This window comes from Pedobacter sp. WC2423, from assembly GCF_040822065.1.
Lineage (GTDB): Bacteria > Bacteroidota > Bacteroidia > Sphingobacteriales > Sphingobacteriaceae > Pedobacter.
Genome location: NZ_CP162005.1, coordinates 1,192,224 through 1,215,653 on the forward strand (window position 1 = coordinate 1,192,224; position 23,430 = coordinate 1,215,653).

General features: G+C 36.8%; 19 protein-coding genes and 1 tRNA gene. 9 read left to right on the forward strand and 11 right to left on the reverse strand.

All coding sequences use genetic code 11. The features are described from left to right. Together AB3G38_RS04445 and AB3G38_RS04450 are read left to right on the forward strand one after the other, a co-directional pair. The gene (locus AB3G38_RS04445) at positions 1–1,599 is read left to right on the forward strand and encodes a cyclic peptide export ABC transporter (protein WP_367867292.1); all 1,599 of its coding nucleotides are present in this window, start codon (positions 1–3) and stop codon (positions 1,597–1,599) included. 28 nt (positions 1,600–1,627) lie between these two features. After that, the gene (locus AB3G38_RS04450; RefSeq protein ID WP_367867293.1) at positions 1,628–3,241 is read left to right on the forward strand and encodes an MBL fold metallo-hydrolase; all 1,614 of its coding nucleotides are present in this window, start codon (positions 1,628–1,630) and stop codon (positions 3,239–3,241) included. Positions 3,242–3,461: 220 nt separating this feature from the next. Here AB3G38_RS04450 and AB3G38_RS04455 read toward each other — a convergent pair whose 3' ends face one another. Beyond that, complete coding sequence (locus AB3G38_RS04455) at positions 3,462–4,352, reverse strand: cation diffusion facilitator family transporter (RefSeq protein ID WP_367867294.1); 891 nt, start codon at positions 4,350–4,352, stop codon at positions 3,462–3,464. 232 nt (positions 4,353–4,584) lie between these two features. Continuing rightward, on the reverse strand, positions 4,585–5,328 hold the full coding sequence (locus tag AB3G38_RS04460) for an SRPBCC family protein (RefSeq protein WP_367867295.1): 744 nt from the start codon (positions 5,326–5,328) through the stop codon (positions 4,585–4,587). A 646-nt stretch (positions 5,329–5,974) separates the two neighbouring features. Between AB3G38_RS04460 and AB3G38_RS04465 the strand changes: the two genes are divergently transcribed. Both AB3G38_RS04465 and AB3G38_RS04470 read left to right on the forward strand, forming a co-directional pair. Continuing rightward, on the forward strand, positions 5,975–6,160 hold the full coding sequence (locus AB3G38_RS04465) for a hypothetical protein (RefSeq protein WP_367867296.1): 186 nt from the start codon (positions 5,975–5,977) through the stop codon (positions 6,158–6,160). A gap of 237 nt (positions 6,161–6,397) precedes the next feature. Then, entirely contained in the window at positions 6,398–9,142 is a 2,745-nt protein-coding gene (locus AB3G38_RS04470) for a PAS domain-containing protein (protein ID WP_367867297.1), read from the forward strand. On the opposite strand, the gene AB3G38_RS04475 is transcribed toward AB3G38_RS04470, so the two are convergent. The 7 genes from AB3G38_RS04475 to AB3G38_RS04505 all read right to left on the reverse strand — a co-directional run bounded on the left by AB3G38_RS04475 (position 9,121) and on the right by AB3G38_RS04505 (position 17,531). Continuing rightward, positions 9,121–11,325, reverse strand: coding sequence for a peptidase domain-containing ABC transporter (locus AB3G38_RS04475; protein WP_367867298.1), 2,205 nt, complete (start codon positions 11,323–11,325; stop codon positions 9,121–9,123). The two genes, AB3G38_RS04470 and AB3G38_RS04475, sit on opposite strands and share 22 nt — an antisense overlap. A gap of 2 nt (positions 11,326–11,327) precedes the next feature. Next, positions 11,328–12,629, reverse strand: coding sequence for a radical SAM protein (locus AB3G38_RS04480; protein WP_367867299.1), 1,302 nt, complete (start codon positions 12,627–12,629; stop codon positions 11,328–11,330). A 98-nt stretch (positions 12,630–12,727) separates the two neighbouring features. Beyond that, entirely contained in the window at positions 12,728–12,904 is a 177-nt protein-coding gene (locus tag AB3G38_RS04485) for a hypothetical protein (RefSeq protein WP_367867300.1), read from the reverse strand. Between the two features lie 72 nt (positions 12,905–12,976). After that, on the reverse strand, positions 12,977–15,334 hold the full coding sequence (locus AB3G38_RS04490; RefSeq protein WP_367867301.1) for an outer membrane beta-barrel protein: 2,358 nt from the start codon (positions 15,332–15,334) through the stop codon (positions 12,977–12,979). 904 nt (positions 15,335–16,238) lie between these two features. Continuing rightward, positions 16,239–16,694, reverse strand: coding sequence for a MarR family winged helix-turn-helix transcriptional regulator (locus AB3G38_RS04495; RefSeq protein ID WP_367867302.1), 456 nt, complete (start codon positions 16,692–16,694; stop codon positions 16,239–16,241). Beyond that, positions 16,663–17,115, reverse strand: coding sequence for an EVE domain-containing protein (locus AB3G38_RS04500; protein WP_367867303.1), 453 nt, complete (start codon positions 17,113–17,115; stop codon positions 16,663–16,665). The genes AB3G38_RS04495 and AB3G38_RS04500 overlap by 32 nt, the downstream gene beginning before the upstream one ends. Continuing rightward, entirely contained in the window at positions 17,112–17,531 is a 420-nt protein-coding gene (locus AB3G38_RS04505; RefSeq protein WP_367867304.1) for an SRPBCC family protein, read from the reverse strand. The genes AB3G38_RS04500 and AB3G38_RS04505 overlap by 4 nt, the downstream gene beginning before the upstream one ends. A 372-nt stretch (positions 17,532–17,903) precedes the next feature. On the opposite strand from AB3G38_RS04505, the gene AB3G38_RS04510 reads away from it, so the two are divergent. The 4 genes from AB3G38_RS04510 to AB3G38_RS04525 all read left to right on the forward strand — a co-directional run bounded on the left by AB3G38_RS04510 (position 17,904) and on the right by AB3G38_RS04525 (position 21,240). Continuing rightward, positions 17,904–18,197 (forward strand): hypothetical protein, encoded by a 294-nt coding sequence (locus AB3G38_RS04510; RefSeq protein WP_367867305.1) that lies wholly within the window; start codon positions 17,904–17,906, stop codon positions 18,195–18,197. 370 nt (positions 18,198–18,567) lie between these two features. Continuing rightward, a complete protein-coding gene (locus AB3G38_RS04515) occupies positions 18,568–19,392 on the forward strand; it encodes a helix-turn-helix domain-containing protein (RefSeq protein ID WP_367867306.1) in 825 nt (274 codons plus the stop codon). Positions 19,393–19,537: 145 nt separating this feature from the next. Beyond that, positions 19,538–20,638, forward strand: a complete 1,101-nt coding sequence (locus AB3G38_RS04520) for a catalase family peroxidase (RefSeq protein ID WP_367867307.1) — start codon at positions 19,538–19,540, stop codon at positions 20,636–20,638. A 2-nt stretch (positions 20,639–20,640) separates the two neighbouring features. After that, positions 20,641–21,240 carry a cytochrome b gene (locus AB3G38_RS04525; protein WP_367867308.1) on the forward strand — a complete coding sequence of 200 codons (600 nt, stop codon included), beginning with the start codon at positions 20,641–20,643 and terminating at the stop codon, positions 21,238–21,240. A gap of 134 nt (positions 21,241–21,374) precedes the next feature. Here the strand turns inward: AB3G38_RS04525 and AB3G38_RS04530 are convergent, their stop codons facing one another. Continuing rightward, complete coding sequence (locus AB3G38_RS04530) at positions 21,375–21,764, reverse strand: winged helix-turn-helix transcriptional regulator (protein ID WP_367867309.1); 390 nt, start codon at positions 21,762–21,764, stop codon at positions 21,375–21,377. 277 nt (positions 21,765–22,041) lie between these two features. Between AB3G38_RS04530 and AB3G38_RS04535 the strand changes: the two genes are divergently transcribed. Further along, positions 22,042–22,917 carry an SDR family oxidoreductase gene (locus AB3G38_RS04535; RefSeq protein ID WP_367867310.1) on the forward strand — a complete coding sequence of 292 codons (876 nt, stop codon included), beginning with the start codon at positions 22,042–22,044 and terminating at the stop codon, positions 22,915–22,917. Between the two features lie 304 nt (positions 22,918–23,221). Here AB3G38_RS04535 and AB3G38_RS04540 read toward each other — a convergent pair. Continuing rightward, positions 23,222–23,311, reverse strand: a tRNA-Ser gene (locus AB3G38_RS04540). Positions 23,312–23,430 lie beyond the last annotated feature (119 nt).

The following is a 23,430-nucleotide window of genomic DNA, read 5'->3' on the forward strand; positions in this document are numbered from 1 at the left end:
ATGCAGTTATTAAAACTTGTATTTAAAAGTAGAGTCAGGATTTTTGTAATGCTGGTTTTGTTAGGGCTGATTTCCGGAGGTATTCACGTCTGGTTATTGGTGATGATCAATCAAACATTAAATGGGTTAATTGCGGGAAAGGAGGCGGATCTTGCCTTCTTTCTCAGCGCAATTGGATTGTTATCGGTCTACGTGGTATTTAACAGGATATTGTCGGGGATTACGATACGTTTTTCTCAACAGATTGTGCATGATATCAGGATGCAATTAATTCGTTCCGCATTGCGGTCTGGTTATCAGGATATGAAAGATAAACAGGAATTGCTTGATGCAGCGATCACAAAAGATGTAACCGCTGTTTCGCATGCAGCTTTATCTTCCATAGTATTGGTAACTGCTGTGGTTACCGTGGCGGGTTGCCTGATTTACTTGGCTTACTTATCATTTGTTGTACTTATTTTTATAGCAGTGGTGGCCTGTTGTGGTGTTGGCATTTATTCTTTAGGCTCTGATACCAACCTTAAATTCCTGCAAAAGGCGAGGGAAAGTGAAGATGTATTGTTTCACCATATCAGGCAGGTTATTGATGGTTTCCGCGAAGTAAAGATTAATCCTGCTAAAGGCGAAGCATTGGTGGAGGGACCGTTATTTGAATCCTCTATGGACAATTATAATTATGCCAGCAAGGGATTTACGGGCTATTATAATAATAATCTGATCAGCCAGTTTCTATTTTATACAGCTTTGATCGCCTTACTTTTTCTTGGTGGAACGTCGTTTAAGATTCCGGCTGCTGTGCTCATGAATTGCATTATTGTAACGCTTTATTTGTTAGGGCCATTAGAATCTGTTGCAAGTTTAATGCCTGATCTGGGCGCAGGGAATATAGCAGCTGTACGTTTGGATGATTTGCTTCGCTCATTTGGAGAAAATGAAAAATCAGTGAATATGCAGGTATTACCTCCATTACAGGATTTGACCTACCAATCTTTGCGTTTTAAATATCCTGCTTCTGAAACAGCATTTTCTCTTGGCCCGATAGATTTTCAATTGAGGAAGGGAGAAGTTGTTTTTATTTATGGAGGTAATGGAGCAGGGAAAACCACTTTGTTACACCTCGTATTAGGTCTGTTACAGGCGCAGGAAGGAAAACTATTACTGAATGGGAAAGAGCTGAGCTCAGGTGAAATTCCCAATAGCTTGTTTGCACCGGTATTTTCCGATTTTCATCTGTTCGATCGTTTATATGGTATTGATATAATTGACAGAGAAAGGGCTAACCGCTATTTGCATTTATTCGAACTGGAAGATAAAATTTCAATCGGGACGGATCGGTTTTCTTCGTTAAAACTTTCTACAGGACAAAGAAAGCGCCTGGCATTCATCGCTATTTTACTGGAGAACCGGCCAATTCTGTTATTGGATGAATGGGCAGCCGATCAGGACCCTGTTTTTAGAATGAAGTTCTACCTGGAGATTATCCCGGTATTAAAAGCAGAAGGTTTTACTATTCTGGCAATTACCCATGATGATAAATATTATGAAAGGGCCGATTCTTTATACCGAATGGAATCTGGCGCACTGATCAAAGAAAAATAACTCATTATAGTTAATAAACAAACATCTTATGAATAAAACACTATTGTATCTGAAACCTAATTTAGTGATGGAGCCGCTTGTAGACCGCTGGTATGCATGGAGTCATCTGATCTCTCCAGCTACTGCTGCGATGAATATCACCGGAAGACATATGACTATCATGGAGTCTTATTTGATGGCACCAGAATTACATGCGCAGGCCGTATTGAACCCTAAGCTGCGTGGAGGTCCATTTATGGATATCCCGGTAGAAAGGGCAGATGAAGTAAAGGCAATTCAGGAAGATACCCTGGCTAATCAACAGCCATTAATCACACTTGCAAAGTCTATCAGGGAGCTTGATAAATTATTACAGGAAGAGGGGAAAGGTTTTTCCCTGGAATCATTGTACGTAAAAGTACCTGAGCAATTGAAAGGTTTAGTAGAATTATATTATGACCGCCAGAACAATCCAGGCTTCAGGTTTTTTGAACCTTTATTGTATGCGAGTGAGTTTTATAATAAGCAATCACAAAGTATTGCGCTCTGGGTAACCAATAATGATCATCGTCCTTTCTGTTTAAGTACCCCAAGATTGAATGACCCGGATGTTTTACACTTGCAGATTCCTTTTGATCATACTGGAATTGATGAACTGGCAAGAATGAAACGTACACCACAGTCTTTAGAATATATCAAGGCATTATTAGGCATTTCTGATAGTGATTCTCCATTGTTTGAAACTTTTTTCACAGAAACTCCTCCTCCTGTTTATCAAAAATATACTGGTGATAAGGTAAGGATGCGTTATTTTGGGCATGCATGTATCCTGGTTGAAACAAAAGATATTAGTATTCTTGTAGATCCGCTGATCAGCTATTATGGATATGATTTTGAGGTGGCACATTTTTCTGATGGAGATTTACCGGATGTGATTGATTATGTACTGATTACTCATAATCATCAGGATCATATTTTATTTGAAACCTTACTGCCTTTGCGTCATAAAATCAGAAATATTATTGTCCCGCACACGAATAGTGGTAAGCTGGAAGATCCGGGACTTAAGCTGATGTTTAATCATATTGGTTTTGATAATGTTACTGCTATTGATGAAATGGAAACTATCCGCTTTTCTGATGCAGTGATTACGGGGTTACCTTTTACGGGGGAACATAGTGATCTGAATATCCTGACTAAAGCTTGTTTTTTTGTACAGATCGGTAATTTTAAATTAGTATTTCTTGCAGATTCAAGGATTGTGGAATCAGCGTTATATAAAAGGATCCATAGTATAGTTGGAAGTCCTGATGTCATGTTTTTAGGAATGGAATGCGATGGTGCTCCTTTATCCTGGCTTTATGGGCCATTACTGACCAAAAAGTTATCCAGAGAACAGGATAATAGCCGTCGCTTATCGGGCTCGGACAGTGAGAAAGGAATTTCCCTGATCAATATCTTTAAACCAAAAGAAGTTTATGTATATGCAATGGGACAGGAGCCCTGGTTAGAGTTCATCAGCAGTATTAAGTATACTGATGAGTCTAATCCAATTGTTCAGTCGAATAAACTGATCGCTTATTGCAGGGAGCGTAATATGATTGCAGAGCGTCTTTTTGGAGAAAAAGAGCTGTTGTATGATAAAGCCGATGTAGTACTATAAAATATGCTTAAATAAGCAGCCTGCTGATCACAGGCTGCTTTAACAAGGAATTTCTTAATTACTAATATTATTCTCAAAATTCTAATTTTCATAATCCAATTTTGGCCATAGGGTGTACTGATGCGAAGGCTAAAGAAGCTCTTTCAGCATATTTACCTAAGGTCAGCGTCTCCGCAACTTTGGAAAATAATTTAAAGATTAAGGAATCGGTTATAGTTTATCAGTTAGGCTCAATATGGATCAGGACATTCGCTAATTCCGGAAGTTTAGCACGGAGTGTATCTTGCAGACGATGTGAGATGTCGTGTCCTTCTCTTACTGAAATATTTCCATCTACAATGGCATGCAGGTCAATATGGTACTGCATTCCTGCTTTACGCACGTAACATTTCTCGGTATCGATAACACCTTTAACAGTTAAAGATACCTGTCTGATGTTGACCACAAGGTCATCGTATAAATGCTCATCCATAATTTCTCCTAATGCAGGCCTGAAGATTTTATAGCTGTTATAAAGTATAAAAGCGGCAGCAAAAAGGGCTGCAATGTCATCTGCTGATTCATATCCTTTACCTAGTATCAGCGCAATTGAGATCCCTATAAATGCGGCAATTGAGGTAATTGCATCACTGCGGTGATGCCATGCATCTGCTTTTAATGAGGAGCTGTTTGTTTCCATCGCTTTTTTCATCACCTTCCGAAAAGAGATTTCTTTCCATACAATCAGTGCAGCCAATAGAATTAATGTCCATGGTTTTGGCAGATCGTGTGGTGTTCCAATATTCTGAATACTTTCATAGGCTATAATTGTAGCAGAGGTAATTAAAAAACCGACAACCAGAAAGGTCACCAGTGGTTCTGCTCTTCCATGACCGTAAGGATGATTTTCATCTGCTGGTCTGCTGGCATATTTAAGCCCAAAAAGGACAAGCAGGGAAGAGAAGATATCGGCAGTTGATTCTATGGCATCAGCTATCAGGGCATAAGAATTTCCGAAAACCCCTGCGATTCCTTTGAGGATTGCAAGCACAGTATTACTTATAATACTGAAATATGTTGCACGTATTGCTGTTTGATGATTCGTTAATTGACTACTGCCTGGGCTTTTCACCGTGCAAAGTTAAAATAAAATGGGTTTATCAATTGATAATCTTTTTAGGAAAGATGATTTTCAAATCGAACTGCCAGACGGCAAGATTGTCTCTATCAAAAGATTTACAGAAAATTATGATAAGCCTAAGTTGAATATACCGATAAACAGCAATAAGATGTTATAATTGCCCTGTTTTAAAGTAAAAGGTCTCCATAGCACGGAGACCTTTTACTTTAAATTATATTCTTTTTTAATTTTCCTGTTCCGAAAGCCCTGCATACGCTCTGAAGTCGGCCGCTTCTGCATAGGCTTTGAAGTTTTGAATGTCCTGACGGATCATACGTTCAAATATTCCATTAAACAAAGAAGTAATACCTCTGCCTACACTGCCTGCGGGAGGGAAGTAATCAATCTCAATTTGCATTTCAGTGCCTGTACCGTTTAAGGAATCTTTAAATTCTATTTTACCTGCGTTATCGATCATAGAGCCTTCAAGAGATTGCCAGCCCAGATATACGCCTTCTTCTTCACGGGTGATTTCTGCATTCCAGGTCAAATCCAGCAACCCACCCGGAGTATTGGCCTCCCATAAAGATACTTCATCGTTTATTTCTACTACATTTTTGAGGTGTTTCATGAATTTTGGCAGGTTGGAAAGGTCGCGCCAAAAGGCATATACTTCTTCTTTTGGTGCATTGACAGTGATATGCTCAGTAATATTAATTGCCTGTGGATCTGTCGTATCTTTATCCAGCTGCTTGTAAACCGGGCAGAATCCTGTAGCACCGCGATAAAGCATCAGTCCGCCTGCTGCTGCACCCTGAATTCCCAGAAATGGATGCTTCCCGATTTTCTTTATACTTTTATAAACCAGCCACGTTCCGGCGATCAGCGAAACAATTCTTTCACCCCGGTCGATATTTTCTTTTCCTGTTGGCTGAAAGCCAAAAGCTGTTAATTTTTCAATAATTTGAGTACTCAGTTCGTTTTTCATATGTCCAGTTTTGTAGTACAGAACAAAGCGCATGTACTTTGGTTTAAAGATTATGAAAAATTATTTCTTAGGACATTTGCTGTAATAATAGGATCAAGTTATAAACTTGTGGGGCAGGCTCTTTTTTAAGCATAAATTTTGACACGCTCAACAGAAAGTCTTTGCTGTCACGGATGCTCTTATGCCTCTGGAAGTTGCGCTGAAAGCTTTCAATTTGCCTGGGAATGACTCAGGAGAAACAAGGCCGGGCTGTTCGTAAATAAATTCAAAATAGCTAAATCATAAAGCTATACCGGCCGGGTACTGCCCGGGTACTGTCCGAGTACTGCCTGAGTACTCGTTAGGGTAAGAGCAGTGCTAAAGTAACGCGAGAGCATGGCAACTCTAAGTCAAAACAACTAGTTGAAATGACTTAGACCTGGCATGCTTACAGCCCGTTTACAACCTGGTGTTATCCCGACCACCACTCAGGCACAACCCAACCAGAACTAGTTGAAGATTAATGAAATTATAATTTTCCCTTTGACTAACTCATGGACAACTGCGGACAATTGCAGGCAGCTGCGGACAATTGCGGACATTTTTTACGCATCAGGATAATCTTTAACGCGAATAGCTTACATTGGTGGAAAGATATTTATTTATTATGGTAAGTTTAACGGGTAAATTTTCAAAGGGAATCCTGGGCGATTTCATTTTTAAAGCAGCAGTTTGGCGTACAGGTTGTTTCAAAAGTTCTGTACCGGGCAAAAGGAAACAAGCAATGGAAACCCAAAGGCATCAGAGCACTTTCGTCAAAGTAGCCAGCCTGGAAAAATCAGGAAGTAATTAGCTTATTAAAGAATCATAACCTTCTGCTTTGAACTCAAAAAGTATCAAACCCAAAACTTGAAATTTAATCCCTAATCCACAAGTCTATGACTTGATCCTCATAATATTGATTCAAATCAGGTGAAAAAGGCTTTTGGATTTCGGAAATAAATCTTCACTACTATGTTTTAATAGGTCAAATAATTAAATTTACACGTTTCTGAAAATAAATCTATTTTAGCGTTTCTTTTTAATTCTAATGAATAAAACAACCTTGTTGAGCTGTAATCAACTTCTTGATATATTTTCTGCATCGCATATTGCTACTGCAATATACACCACCGACAATTTAATTATTGAAGCAGCAACAGATGCTATGATTCGCTTTTGGGGAAAGGACAGATCTATTATTGGTTTGCCATTGGCCCAGGCAGTTCCGGAATTAGTAGGGCAGCCTTTTATTGAACTGTTAAAAACCGTCTTAAAAACGGGTATAACGAATACTGGAGAGGGTGTACCTGCGTTATTGGAATCGGGTGGTGTTTTAAAAACAACCTATTATGATTACGAATATAAAGCTTTAAAAAATGATCAGGGTGAGAGCTATTGTATTTTACACCATGCAACAGATGTAACGGAGCGTGTTTTAGGATTAAAGGCAATAGAAAATGAGAAGCAACTGCTTGTTAATCTGGAAAATGAACAAGCTTTAAATGAAGAACTAACTGCCGCAAATGAAAAAGTATCTGCGGCATATGAAGAGTTATACACGATTAATGAAGAATTAAATAATAGTCAGCAAGATCTTTACAGGCTTAATGCAGCGTTAGAAGATCGTGTGCTGGAAAGGACAAAAGAACTGGCCAGCAGTGAAAATAATCTGCGTTATCTGATTAATGATGCTCCAGTAGCTATTGGAGTATTAAATGGGGTGGATCTTACTATTGAATCTGCTAATCAATATTTATTGAATACGTGGGGGAAATCAAGTGAAATTATAGGGGAAACCGTTTATGAAGCTATTCCTGAGATTTACGAGTCATCCTTTTTTTCATCATTAGCTGAAGTACTGGCAAATGGCCATCCTTACGTGGGTAATGAAGTTAGAGGAACGATAGATATTGACGGCAGGAAAAAAGAAATATATACGGATTTTATTTGTAAGCGCCTGATAGATGAATCGGGTCAAACTGAAAAGATCATTGTCATTGCAACTGATGTTACAGAAAAGGTTAAGTTAAGGATTGTAATAGAAGAAGGTAAGCACAGGCTGAATGAGATGATCATGACTACACCGGTTGCAATGGCACTATTTAATGGTAAAGATCTGATCATTGAACAGGCAAACCATGCTATGCTCTACGATACATGGCATCGTCAGAAAGAAGAGGTATTAGGTAAGAAACTGATAGAAGTATTTCCGGAACTGGAAGGACAGCAGTTCCCACAATTATTGATGGATGTATTTGATTCCGGGATTCGTGTGGCCATGCCTGAAGTACCGGTAAAAATTGTACTTTCAGATGAATCAGTTAAGGAGATTTATGTAAACTTTTCTTACGATCCGCTGAAGAACAAGAATGGCCAGGTGGAATCAATTTTAGCCACAGTTATTGATATTACAGCTACGGTGACAGCAAGACAATTGCTGGAAAGGAGTGAAGTTAAACTTCAAGCTTCATTGGAAGAAATTGCTGCAACAAATGAAGAATTACAGGCATCTTCAGAAGAATTAGCGGCAACCGTAGAGGAGCTGCAAGCTTCTTCAGAAGAGTTGGCATCAACAAACGAGGAACTCCAGGCATCAATGGAAGAATTAGCAGCAATCAATGAGGAAATAGCAGCTTCACATGAACAAGTACTGAGTACTAATGAAGAATTGCTATCTACTCAGGATCAGTTAGAACAGATGGTTTTAAAGATCAGAGCGAGTGAAAATCGCTTTAAATTTCTATTGAATTCTATCCCACAGCAAGTCTGGACAGCTACACATGATGGTGCCCTTAATTATTTGAATGAAAGAGTGTGCAGTGATTTTGGTTATGAAAATGAAGAGATTATTGGTCATGGATGGCAAAAATTCATTCATGCTGATGATTTGCCGGCGGCTTTGACTAATTGGGCAGATGCATTAAAAAATGGTAAAGAGTATTTAGTCGAATTCCGTTTGTTATTTAATGATGGTACTTATAGGTGGCATCTGTCAAGAGCCCTTCCTTTGATAGAGAATGGCAGCATAATTTTATGGATTGGTACAAATACAGATATTCACTTGCAAAAAACTAATGAGCAGTTGAAGGACGAATTTATCTCAATTGCCAGCCATGAGTTAAAAACTCCACTCACAAGTATAAAGGCTTTCAATCAGTTGATTGTTAAGACTAAAGATCAGAATAAGTTAAATGCGTTTGTGATTAAGTGTTCTGATAATATTGTCAGACTTGAGAAACTGATTGCTGATTTGCTTGATGTAACTAAATTAAATGCTGGAAAGATTGAGTATAATATGGCTCCGTTTAGTTTTAAAAAACTATTAACTGATACTATAGAGAGTGCTCAGCATATATTTCCTTCTCATCAGATTATACTGGAAACTTGTTGTGATTTTGAATTTACAGGAGATCAGTTCAGGCTGGAACAGGTAATCAACAATTTTCTGACCAATGCAGTGAAATATTCTCCTGATGGGAAATTTGTACTGGTTAATAGTAGTTTAGCGCATGACCATGTTTCAGTTTCTATCAAAGATTTTGGTATTGGCATAGCTCCTTCAAATATCAATAAACTATTTGATCGTTATTTCCGGGTAGATAGTACAGCTATGCGGTTTGAAGGTTTAGGCCTTGGTTTATTTATTTCTTCTGAAATCTTAAAACGACATAGTGGTGAAGTCGGAATAGAGAGTGAACTTGGAAAAGGGTCAACTTTCCATTTCAAACTTCCATTAATTCCAAGACAAGCAGAACTGGGAAAATCGATTTGTCAACTTCCTAACTCTAATTGATTTTTAACCAAATTGTAATACTGATTTTTTATGGCAACCAATTCCTGATGATTGCCATGCTCTACAATCTGGCCATTTTTCAACACAATAATTTGATCTGCATTCTTTACTGTTGAGAGCCTGTGGGCAATGATGACAACTGTTTTACCCTTAAAAAAGGATTGCAAATTGTCGTGAATTATTTTTTCATTCTCTGCATCCAGGGCTGATGTTGCCTCATCAAAAAACAAATAGTGCGGATTTTTATACACTGCTCTGGCTATCAAAATACGTTGTTTTTGTCCTCCGGATATTCCACTGCCAGCAGCACCTATTTTTGTCATATAACCTAAAGGTAAATCCTCAATAAATGATTTTATATTTGCGATTTTAACCGCATTGAGCAGCTTATCTCTATCTATGTTTTCATCGCCAGTTGCAATATTACGCTCAATGGTGTCGGAAAAAATAAATCCATCCTGCATTACTACACCACAATTTTCCCGAATATTCCGTGGTGACAACTCCAGTAAATTATCTCCATTGTAATTAACGATACCTTGCGTGGGATCATAGAATCTGAGAAGCAATTTCATTAGGGTAGTCTTCCCGCTGCCACTTGCTCCTACAATAGCAGTTACCTTGCCTTCTGGAATCAGTAAATTAATGTTTCTTAGAATGTAAGGAGAGGTAGGACCTTCATATTGAAATGCCACTTGTTTGAAAATAATACCTTTAGTTATGCCATCTTGTTGATAATGGCTTTTGATTAAATTTATTGCTTTTAATTCTTCCTGCTCTTCCTGTGGGTGATTCTGGACTTCGTCAAGTCTTGAAAGACTAAGTTTCGCATCCTGCATGGAGCGAAAGAAATTTATCAATTGACTAATGGGCGAATTCATCTGACCAATAATATAAGATACGCTCATTAGCGCTCCTAAGGTCATATGGCCTTGTACCACATAAGTTGCCGCGAGAAAGGTTACTACAATATTTTTCAATTGATTAATAAACTCAAAGCCTGATAACTGTATCTGGTCAAGCTTTAAAATACGAATATTGGTAAGGAATAATTTCTGTTGAATCTTTTCCCATTGGTTCCGTTTAAAATCTTCAAACTGATTCAATTTCATTTCGGATACACCATTGATAATCTCATATATAGATTCTTGATTTTCGCTCCTTTGCTGAAAACGAAAATAATCCAGGACTTTCCTTTTTTTTAACCAATAAAGTGACCAGGTAACTGATAACATGGTGAGTATAATATAAATAACTACAATGCGGTAATCGTAATACCACAATACAACAAAGAATACAGAGAAGGTGACTAAGGAAAATAAAGTGATCAGGCTTTGTGAGGTAAGGAACTGTTCTATACGCTCATGGTCTTGGATGCGCTGGTTAAAGTCTCCCATCAATTTAGTGTCAAAGTATTTGATTGGGAGCTTTAGTAGTTTTTTAAGAAAATCAGATATAATACTGATATTAATTTTAGTTCCAACATTTAGCATTATCCAATTCCGGAATATATTGATCACGATATTACCTAGAAAGAAGGCTAGTTGTGCTAGTAAAATGTAACCAACGATAGATATGTTTTTCTTGCTAACACCCTCGTCGATTAACTTTTGTGTAAGTATAGGGAAGATCAGTGTAATTAGTGTCCCAAATAGTAATAACAGGAACATCTTGAACATTTGATTTTTATGTGGTTTTAAATACTTAAATAAGTAATTAAAAGACAATTTCTCTTCCTTAGGAACAGTGAGATGATTAAATTGTTCTGTCGGCTCTAAAAACAGGGCTATACCATAAATTTCATCAATTAGCCAATATTTTTTAAACTCATTTTCAGATAATGTTATAAATCCATGCCCTGGATCTATTATTTTATAGGTAAATTTTCCTGTCAGCCTATTCTTGACAATCTTGTTAAGTACCACAAAATGATTTTGATTCCAATATAAAATGCAGGGTAATAACTGATCCTGAAGATCTGCTATACTTGATCTTGCTGCCAGTGTTTTAAAGCCAATATGTTCTGCTGCATCAGCTATTCCCAATACGGAAACACCTTCGCGGGTAATGTAACATTTTTCACGAAAGGACTGTATGCCAATGTCTTTGCCATAATACGAGGAAATCATCGCAAGACATGCAGGCCCACAGTCCATTTGGTCTTTTTGAGGAATAAAAATCATTTTTATGTCAATTGTATTTGTTCATCAAGAAACATGTTTAGTATAACTCTTTTTTTACTGTCGTCGTCAAAATTATGTACACAATAATCTTTACCGATATTTTCTACAATCATTTGACTACATCCCCCTCCGCATATAGGAAGAATACTACATTCTAAGCAAGGTTTGTTGGTCAATTTTGGAATTAGTCGTTTATTATGTTGTTCATTCCAGACTACTTCACCATCTTCAGTAAGAACACCTTCTTTATTGGCTTGATTAAAGTTTCTGGCGTTGCACTTATATACATCTCCATTATAATTAACTACCATCTGATTGGTTTTGTCAGCGTAGCACGAATTTCTTACTGTGTCTGCTAATACACTGCTTCGATGTAAAATTCCGTGTTCTTTTGCATATGCTTTAAATGCATTTACGGAACTCGCTAATTCTTGACTATGCTTTTCCTGGAATACTTTCTGCATTGATAATTCAATACATTTTTTTTCTTCCTCACTTAAATCCTGTAAATCATCTATGACTTCTTCCAGACCAACAAGATTTAACTTTGTAAAGTTGATTCTGAGTGTTATAGAAATACCATTTCTTGCTAAATTTTTAATATTCTGCATGATTGGCTCATAGGAACCCTTAGATTTAGATATAAATCTTACCAGATCATGTTTCTCTTTGTTTCCGTCAAGAGTGATTTGGAAACCCGCTATATTATAAGTTTTTAATTCTTCAATTACATTTTCATTAATTAACAAACCATTTGAAGTTATTGCTATTTCCAAACGTTTATTTAATGATTCTGTAATCAGCTTTGTCTTCTTCATGATTTCACTCATTCTGTTGTAGAAAAGCAAAGGCTCACCTCCAAAAAATGAAAGAACAATTGTATTCATTTGCGGGTTAGATTGGAAAATATTTTTGATAAGCCTGTCAATTTTATCAATTGTTTCCTCTGTTATCTGAGACTTTTTCTCATGCGTTTCATAACAATACCAACAACTGAAATTGCAATTCATTGTAGGGTTTATGATCAAATGATAATAAGTATCCTGATTGTCAATAGAATCTATAAGGTTTCTTACATTTTGCATCTCATCTACATCATCCTCTAATAAAAAGCCAAATTCAAGAAGTGCATTGTAAAAGTCCTCATGAATTTCATATAGCATTTCAACATCGCTCTGATCTTTAATACTATGAACTAAATCATATAAAAAAGGATCAAGTAATAGAAATTTATTGGTAAAGGAATTATGGTAAATTATACTATCATCATAATTTACTTCTGTATTAAATTTACTCAATTTCATGGCGCTTGATTTAAAAGGCTGTTTTCAATATTGAAAACAGCCTTAGGATTTTAATGGTTAGTGAAAATTGTTTGTTTTAGTACAAAGATCCTATACTCTTAACAAGCGCAAGCACAAGTGTGCTCACTTGCAACATCTACATTCACGTTTGTAATTGGTTCAAGTTTCTCACCAGCTGAAAATTTAGAGAAACCACCTTTTAGTTTTCCTTTTTCTGATTGAGTTAAAGGAATCAACTTTTTGTCTTCTGAAATGATGTTTTTTGTAGTTTTCATGTTGTAAAGTTTTATTGTTCAGGCCTACTCTTTAAAGGATTTTCAGCTTTCTCCTCCGTTGCAACGTTTCTTTTATAATCTGCCTCTGCTATCATTTTCTGATTTCACAGTATTGGATTTTATTTTTTGTTTACTATCAAGAGTATATTGGATTTGTAGCATTATACCTCTGGTCAGCATTTTTCGACGAAAATCGGATTCGAATTCTTTATAAAAAGAAAGATTCTGATCTATCCTGGTATTGAAAATATCTGTCACCTTCATCGTGGCGAGCAATCTGCCTTTATCAAAAGATTTTCTTGCCGAAATATCTGTTTTGTACTTAGGTTCCCCACGAAGATTTTTACTATAATACCGGTGCTGGTAATTGTTAGTTAACTCAATCAGCCAATTATCTGGAAGCTTTACCTGTAAATAAATATTATTGTAAAAGGAAGTCCCCTTAGTTGTAATTCCATCAACGGCCTCAAAATAGCTATAGAAAATTCCCGTACCGAGGTTACCATATAACCATTTCGTAAGCCTTGTATTATAAGAATAATCAAGTCCTGCATCGTATAACCTTCCAAAATTTTTGGGCTGAAAATAGTTTACCAGATTTTCATCTACGGTATAGGCTCCTTGGATAGTATTACTCGTTTTCTTACCAAAGAATGAGAATGAGCTTTTTTTGTAGTCAAAATTTAATTCAATCCGGTCTATATATGAAGGTTGTAAATTTGGATTGCCAATCAGGTACAAATAGTCATTTTGCTTCACGACAAAAGGATTAAGGTCAGAGAAGAAAGGTCTTAGAATACTACGTTTATACATAAATGCAAGACTTTTTTCTTTTGCTAAGTCATACCGGTAATAAAGTGAAGGGAAAATTTTTCCGTAATTTTGTGATAGATCCTGATTATTTATTTGGTTGATTCCTTTGATATCAGTCTGCTCTACTCTAAATCCTGCTTTAATATAGCTTTTACCTGCTTTTTTGCTCACAGTGGCATATCCAGCCAATATTTTTTCTCTGTTATTAAAATCTTGATTTTGATTCAAATCGTCAATCCATTGATTGTCCCGCAGATATTGAACAAATAATAAATTATCTCTTTTTACATCACCGAACTTGACACCAGCATTCAGCTCCCAATCATTTTCAAATTTTTGAATAAAATCTAACTGTAAAGTATAATATTTTGAATGCGCTTTGGTATTATATAAATAATTACTGTTAAGGGAACTATCATCAGGATACTGTGAAAAAACATCATTGAATGGTTTCGAGTCTTTTTCCCCTGCATCTCCGATAAATTTCAGCTGACTACCTTTATCGTCTGTTTTAAAATTGTAATTAATAGTAGTATACCATAAGTTATCTTTAGTTTTTGCCTGGGAATGATTTATGCTATGCCTGGTAGAGGAACTATTATTGGTTAAGATGTTGAAATCTCCATTATCATCAAAGTTTAGTTTGCTTTTGTCCAGATATCCTTCAATTCCTATTTCATTCCTGTTATTTATCTGAACATTACTTCCTAATCTAAATGATAAATTGTTATTGAATTGGTCGAAAGATCCTGTCCTGACGTTTTTTTGGCCAGTGAAATAGTTTATGCTTCCGTTGTATATGCCAAGATCATTATTCTCGGTATAAGCTATATTAGCATACATATTCCATACATTGGTTCCATAATTTAGGTTTAAGTTTCCGTTATAACTTCCATATTTATCTTTTCGGTATATGTAATTTGTAGACGCAATAGTTCTAAGCCCGATTGTGTTTTTCTTTAAAATAATGTTAACTACCCCACCATCAGTAGTAGCATCCTGATCAGCTGAAGCCACATCCTGTATTTCTACTCTTTTAATGTCTTCCGAATGCAGTGATGAGAGATAAGAACTTAAATTTGCTCCTGTAAGATTAGCTTTTCTTCCATTGATCAGCACTGATGTACTTTTGTTCTTGAGCAATACATCCCCATCAGAGTTTACGTTGAGTTTTGGACTTTTTTGCAAAACATCTAATCCGTTGTTTCCTTTGGCTATTGGGCTGTTCTCCACATTAAAATATAGTTTATCTCCAACTTGTTCAATTACTCTTTTATCTGCTGTTATAACTACTCCTTCTAATGTTATGGGTTCGTTAATGATGATTTCTCCGAGATCAGTATTTTGATTAACTGCAATCTCTTTCTTCAACAACGTTGTTCCGAATTGTTTGAGCAGGAGGGTATAATTGCCGTTTTCCGTCTTCATAGAGAATAGACCTAAGCTATCTGTAGTGGTTTGCTGTAGTATTGTTGTATCATTTTTTAATAGGATTGCCTTGATATATAATACAGGGTTCTTATCCTGATTGATAACCTTTCCCTTTAGAAGTTGTTGGGCAAATGCAGATGTTGTTGTCAGAAAAATAAAAGGTAATAGGAGGAGGCGTTTCTTCATTTTATGTAATAATATGCTTATAATTAACCTAGATGATTTTTAAATAATTTAAAAAACTAAAGAATAGTATGAAAAATATGTATTTGTTATAGTGTACTCTATTATTGCTTAAGCGTAAATATTTTACCTATAGAAGCTTGTTTCTATTATGAAATTGGTCAGATTTCTCTTGCTTATGGCTTATAGTATCGGGATTTTAATAAATCATATTAGGCCTTCTTTCATAAATTTTTGAATTATCATCAAGAAGACTTATTTTATTTTTTATTTGGCCTTGATAAATGAGGCCAGATTAACATAATAAATAAAATTCAACCTTAAATTGACTTAAATACAAATAATTAATAAAATTTATTATATCTAAAATTAAATGTTATTAATTTATCTTAATAATTTAGCTTTATTTATTACGTGAATGCAGGTATTCTGTATGTGAACATTCGTATTTCAAAGGTAAATACGGTTATATCCCGGTATTTTTTTGAGATGTTAGTTGCAAAACTGAAATTTTGTCATTCTTTGAGCCTTTATTTGTCTCAAGATAATAACAAAGAATCTTTATACAATAAAGCGGAAATGATCAATCCGACCATTTCCGCTCATCTAAATTAATGCTCTCATTTACTAAAGCGTTAATTGGGCTATATATTTACTCATAGAATCGCTCTTCCATTCTTCTGGGATTTAATGAGAATTAGATGTCTAGATTAAAACCATTTAATACCCTGAAATCTTACGATTTGCAGGATTTAAATGGTTTTGATTCTCCTAAGTTCCCCCAAATTAGAGGTTATTGTTATGATAGGGTAGAAAATATCGGTTTGAGAATTATTCGATAAAAAGATGAATAACCGGGCACTAAAAAACAGTTAACAATTCAAAATCCTGGCTCTGTAACCTATTATTATTTTAAGGTAAGTAGTTTCAATAGGTTCTGATTAAATCCAGTCAATTTGTTTTCAAGTGTGGAAAAGAAATTATGGTCAAACTGTTCAACTGCGATAACAGCATCTTTAATTATCTTTTTTCCATTTTCTGTCAATGATACAGTTTTTGCTCTTGTATCAGTGTGGTGTTCCTGTCTGCTTACCATATTCTTTTGCAGCAATGTTCTTAGTACAGTCGAGGTAGTCATAGGATCTATTTTAGTATGCACTGATAAAATAATTTGTGTCACTTCCTGTTTTTCCAGAGTTAGCCAATGTATGCTGGCCATAAGTACAAACTGCGAATGGGTGATATCGTAGGGCATCAATGCTTTTTTTATCTCCCGCTGCCATAGATTAGTAACCTGCCATAACAAAAAGCCAGTACTTTCTTCTGGTTTATCAAAACAAAAGGTATTGTCCGATGGATTCATTTTGCAGCATTTTAGAAGTAATCAAATTGAAATCATTTTCTGTGATTTCCAGGAAGCCAAACCGAAAAGGATAACCCCATTTTTTTTTGTTTGGTATAAATTCAAGGTCATTGATTAATGGAGCAATAAAGCATTCCACTGATTTTAAAAATTCAATATTGCGTCTAAACGGTTTAAAATTCTCTGTCATTTGAAATTGATATATTTCATTATCAGCAACTTGTCCAAAAGCAGTAAATGCTTGTAGTTTTTCATTTCCATCCATTGTAAATTTTGAAGAGTAGATGATCACATAATCGCCTTTTTTCATTCTTTTTAGGGGTGCTTGCTTGCCGTGGCAAGCTTGCATAAAGTTTCCATTTACAGCGAGCTGCGTGTGTTCTTTTGAAATGACTACTATCCAATATTTTGCCGTGTTCATAATTTTGAAGCAGCTTTAATTTGATCCTGCATATCATCTGGCAATCGATCGACAATTTTCTGAGCAACTATTTTTATCCAAAGGAAGCCCAAAAAACCTTTAACCGTTATCGTATTGGTTATTCTTAATCCATCTGCAGACTCTTCAAACAGGTGTTCATCAAACATTTTGGCCAACGGGAAATGTGTAACATCAAGAAAACGCTTGTTTTCAATGGTTTCAAGTAGTTTTACTTTTACATTTGGTCCCCCTTTTGGCTTTAAAATAAAATGATTTCCTTTTTCAAATTTACCTTCCATTTTAGCAAATTCAATTCCGTTATCCCAAGTGTGCCAATTGTTCACGTCAGCAAAAAGTTTCCACATTTGTTCTTTTGTAACTTCCTTAGTTACGATAGAATAAGATTTTGTCCACATAGCTACATATAATAATTGCAAATATAATAAGTACACTTATATTGTTCAGACTTATTTTTCATATAATAAGCTCATCTATTTCCATTATATTTTGACGAGGGTGGAAGGTTGCAGACTTATTCTTTTATAAACTGTTAAAAAAATCACCCTCAAAAGTTAGCTTTGCATGCAAAATAAACGGAGTAAAGTTGCATGAAATCTAAAACCAAACAGTTAGTATTGCTATTACTTGCCATTCTCCTGGGGGTTTACTTTCAATATACTAATCCGATTACTGCTATTCTATTTATGATTTTGTCAATTGTACTTATTCTAGTTACAGTTACACTTCTGATAATTAGCTTATTTAATAGAAAGTTTAAAATGTGGTATTTGATTCCTATAGTACCAATAATTGTTGCTATAAGCTACTCTGGCAGTATTAGAGCTTACAAACACCGGCAGGCATTATCAATTACAGAAAGTCTGGAGCAGTTTAAAGGTAAATACGGAGCATATCCATCGAATTTGGGTAAATTGAATAACAAGATAGAATTAAGTGGCCTAACCTATTTGACAGATAGTACATTTCAGGAATATGAAATAGAATATTTGATGGACGAATTCAATAGAGAATCCTACAACAGCAATACCAGGAAATGGGATATTAAGGGATGGAGTGATTAATCACTCTATTTAATAAATTGCGTTTCTGGTTATATAGATGGCTGCATAAAGCGTGCAAATAATTAATTATTACTGAGTAATTTGGGTTTGAATTAAACAAAAGAACTCTGATTTAAGATTTGCAGGAAGGAGGTTTACAAGGATTTATCCTCCAAGAGGGGATTAGCTCGTTACTCTCGCTGATCCCTTTTGGGGGAGGCTTCAGTCGGCCCCCCCGATACCACTTTTAAGCTTTTTTAGTGGATTGAAAATGATGTAATAATTGATTAACAATTGTGCTTACATTAATTGTAATCACATATTAATAATAATATCAGCGCGGGCTATTATCTAATACCTTATATTTATCTCGATTAATCTATCGCGTAGTTTGAGAAATGACATTTTAAATAAGCCTATAACACAATTCCCATTTATAGAGGTATTTAGGTTAGAGGAATTATGTGCTGGTACTTTCGATCATTATCAGCGGTTTAATTTCCATCAACTGCTATGGAGTACGGAGATCGAAGGAAATATCACTTTTAGTATTGACTTTACTGATTTTGAAATGCTTTGCCATCAGGCCGTCGTCATTTACCCATACCAGAATATTAAAATTGACCTGACTGATAAAAAAGGATATTTATTTTTAATTCATAATGATGTATTCTTTTGGATCAATCAGAAAATCGGTTCTGATTATCTGAATGGGTATTTTATAAACCAGCTGGTATCCTTTGACAGTAAAAGTGCCATAATAATGAGAAAAATCGTTGATTTACTGTTGATGGAGTACGGTACCGATAATAGGGCTTTAATGATGGAAAGCCATGTGTTTTCGCTTTTATGTCACGTGTCATCTATTTTTGAAGGAAGCCCAGGGCCCAGAGATTATGTGGACTATCCTGTCTTTGGGAAACTGATGAGTTTGATAGAAACGCATTTTATTAAAGAAAAAGGAGCGGACTTTTACATCAAACAGTTAAATATTTCAGCAAAAAAACTCAATCAGATCTGCGATAGTATCACCAATAAAAATCTAAAGTATCTAATTCAGGATCGTATTGTTATGGAAATCCGAAAGGAATTGCATCTCGGTAAAAAGACCGTGAAGGAAATAGCATATGATCTGGGGTTTACAGAACCCGCTTACCTTACACGTTTTACAAAAAAACATACAGGCCTGACCCCAAAAGAATTCTTAAAGCAGTAAAGTCCTTTTTTTTAGCGGAAAAGTGTAATTTTTTCCCCTTGCCGTTTTTCTACTTTTGCAATGTAAAATAACGAAAAATGGAAAAATGCACTTCAACACAAAATAATCATGGTTGCGCCCCAGCCATTAATAATATTGGATTATTATGAGAAAAAATTCTTTAATTGCCTATCTCAGAACAAAGCGTATTCTGTTTATATTGTGTGGTATTCTGCTGATTGCAGGCACATTAGTTTTTGCGTTTGCCTGGTCAGCAGGCCTGATTGGCGGACGTATTACTACCCGAACATTCCTAAAGGATACGCCCAGTACATACCCGGCAGGCTACCGTCGTGCCCATGGTAAGGGTATTTGTTTCGAGGGCACTTTCCGTGCCTCCGGTAAAGGTGTGCCATTTTCTATTGCGAGCTTATTTGCCCAGCAGAAAGTTCCGGTTGTAGGCCGTTTCTCATTGGGTAGTCCCGATCCCTATGCCCCTGATAATTCCACCCGAACGGTCAGTATGGCCTTGATGCTTACTACTGATGACGGAGAACAATGGCGTATGAAACTGAACAATGAACCTTTTTTTGCTACCCGTAATGCAGAAGGTTTTCTGAAGCAAGTGGAGGCGTACAAGCCCAATCCGGCTACGGGCACTCCAGATCCAGCACGAGTAGCAGCTTTTTTGAAAGAATATCCAGAAGCAAAGAAATATGTAAAATGGGATGCTACTGCACCCTGGACCCGCAGTTTTGCCGGAGCACAATACAACGTTATTAATTCGTTCATTTTAATTGCTGAAAATGGCAAAAAGCAAGCAATACGCTGGTCTATGCGGCCACGCTCGCCATTCACTTCGTGGAGTGTCAGCCAGCGTAAACAGGCCAGCCACGACTTCCTGTTTGAAGATTTGAAGAAGCGTCTTGAAAAGGGGCCGCTATACTGGGATCTTGTGTTGACTTTAGCCGAACCAGGTGATCCGGTAAATGACCCTTCACAGGTTTGGCCGGAAAGCCGAAGACAGATAGTGGCCGGCACATTGGAAGTATCCCATGTTTTTGACCAGACGAAGGGTGGTTGCAGGGATGTTAATTTCGATCCCACCCGTGTCCCAAAGGGAATTACCCTTTCGGATGATCCGGTTCTGGCAGCCCGGGCAGGCATTTATTCTCATTCGCACAGCGATCGGGTACGCGAGATCGGGTATGGTAAGGCTACGGATGCAATAGGCAAACATCAAAACGATAATCCTAAAAATAAGTAACCATGTCCAGAAAGAAAAATATACCTTCGGCCGCGCCAACGCACTTCAATATTACCGCCCGAATATTGCACTGGCTGATGGCAGCAATGATACTGGCCATGATATTCGTCGGGTTAGGTATGATGACATCCCTAACCTGGAGGCCGTGGTTGCTTGACCTCCATGTGCCTTTAGGCATAGCTATACTGCTGTTGGTCATTATCCGTTTTATAAACAGGTTAAGCTTTTCCGTACCAAAAATGCCTGCTGATATGTCTAAATTTCAGTCAAAAGCAGCAGGAACCTTGCATTGGCTACTGTACGTTATGATGCTGGCTTTGCCACTGACAGGATGGGCACAATTGTCCGCCGGAGGTTTTCCGGTAAAGCTATTTGCAGGTGTAAATCTTCCACCAATCCTCCCGCAGAGCCCATTTTTATATGCACTGTTGCATGACGCTCACAGTGTGATGTCCTGGCTACTTTTCTTTATGGTAGTGGGGCACCTTTCGGCAGCATTGTTACATGCATGGGTATATCGTGACGGGTTGTTTTCGAGTATCACATGGGGAAGAAAAATGATTAATAGATCTGAAGAACCTTCTGCCAAAGCGGCAGAATAACGAAAAATACAACTTTACCCAATGATAGTAGAAATTTAGAAATAAAATTGTGGATGATAACTTAATCCAGCCCAGCCGTACTAAGGCCGAACCGCTGTGCTGGATTAAGATATCCTAAAGAGAATTAATAATTGCTAAGATTCTTCAGTTGAACGTTCCGCTCTGATTTTTTCTTTATGTTTTAGACCCCATTCGCTTAGGGCAGTGATTACTTCACGCAGCGAATGACTATAAGGGGCAAGTTCGTATTCAATACTTACAGGGTAAGTAGCCAAAACATTCCTATGGACAAAGCCATTCATCTCAAGCTCCTTTAGCTCTGCTGAAAGAACCCTGCCAGATATTCCGTCGACTAGTTTTAGTAATTCATTAAACCGCTTGCTCCTGCCAGAAAGTGCTATAATAATTCGGAGCTTCCATTTGCCGCCAATTGCGTAAAGCGCATCGCCGACGGGAGCGAGGCTTGCAGTACAACGTTCTGTCATTGATGCATCAAATTTCTGGAGTTCTTTTTCTTTGGCCATAATAACTGTTCCAATACCTCAATCTAAAAAGGACATTAAGTTACCTTTTGGTAACCAGTAATAAATTGTAACCAAAGTTATCATATGTTTGCATACAAACAAATAGATTGTGGAGATTAAAAAAGGCTAAAATTGTCATCACAAGTTGGCGGCCTTCTGGACTTATCATCTACGGTATCGTGCTTTTAGGAGCTGATATCCTACACTCAGTCCGTGAAGGCTTGAGCAAATGAAAATAGTTAAATATTAAGAAGATTAACAATACAATAATTAGAATATGAGCAAAATATTAGTGACAGGTGCAACAGGACAATTAGGGTCGTCCCTAATCAATAAACTTCTTGAAAAAGTTTCCCCTGGGGAAATCACAGCATTGGTAAGAGATGAAAATAAAGCGGAGGCACTGAAAAATAAGGGAGTGCAGATCGTCGTTGGCAACTATGCTGATTATGCATCACTGGTAAAAGCATTTAAAGGAATTGACAAACTATATTTCATATCCAGCAGTGAAATGATGAACCGCATCGAGCAGCATGAAAATGTTGTACAAGCGGCAGTTGAAGCCAAAGTTGGGCACATCTTCTATACCAGCGTACAGCGTAAGTCTGAAGATGGTAGCTCACCAAGTGCCATTATCACAAACGACCATGTGAAAACAGATGAAATTATTAAACAATCTGAACTTACCTATACGATCCTAAGACATGGATTATATTCGGACATACTTCCAATGTTCATTGGGGATAAGGTCATCGAAACTGGAACAATATTTTTGCCGGCAGCCGATGGTAAAGCTGCATTTGCCAGCCGTAAGGACATGGCTGAGGCGGGAGCAATATTACTTACCACAAATGGGCATGAAAACAAAACTTACGAAATCAGTGGTGTCGATTCTCTGTCCTTCCACGATATTGCTGGTATATTAAGCGAACTTTCTGCGAATTCGATACAATACATTTCTCCATCTCCTGAGCAATACGTCGATCAGCTTAGAAGTTATGACGTACCGGAGCAGATGATACAGGGCGCTTCTAACCTTTGCGTGGGGATTGCACAGGCAGAATTCGATTTTCCATCTAACGACCTTCAAAATATTCTTGGCAGGAAACCAGAAACAGTTAAAGAGTTTTTAAAGGTTGCATACGGACTTTAATTATTTATTTTAATCACAAGCCTTTAAAGCAGTCATTTGGAACAAGGTCGAACGATTATTACCGAAACGCATCAATAAAAAAAACTCTGATTTAAGATTTGCAGGGAAGGAGGTTTCCAAGGGTTTATACTCCAAGAGGGGATTAGCTCGTTACTCTCGCTGATCCCTTTTGGGGGAGGCTTCAACCAAAAATGCTTTTCGCTGCGCTCAATGGCAATTTTTTGTTTTTAATCAAGCCTTGCGCGAAGACGCGCAGAACTTGCTTTAAAACAAAAAATGCCACCCTGCGGGCAGCATTTTTGTTTGGCGGAGAGTGGGGGATTCGAACCCGCGGACCCTTTGACAAGTCAACAGTTTTCAAGACTGCCGCAATCGACCACTCTGCCAACTCTCCGCGACAAAAGTACAAATAATGTTCATTTCTGCAAACAATGGCCCTGCATAATTGTTTAACAACCTCATTATGAATTATAAAAAATGCAATTAAACCTTCAAAAACCTAATTTTGATGAA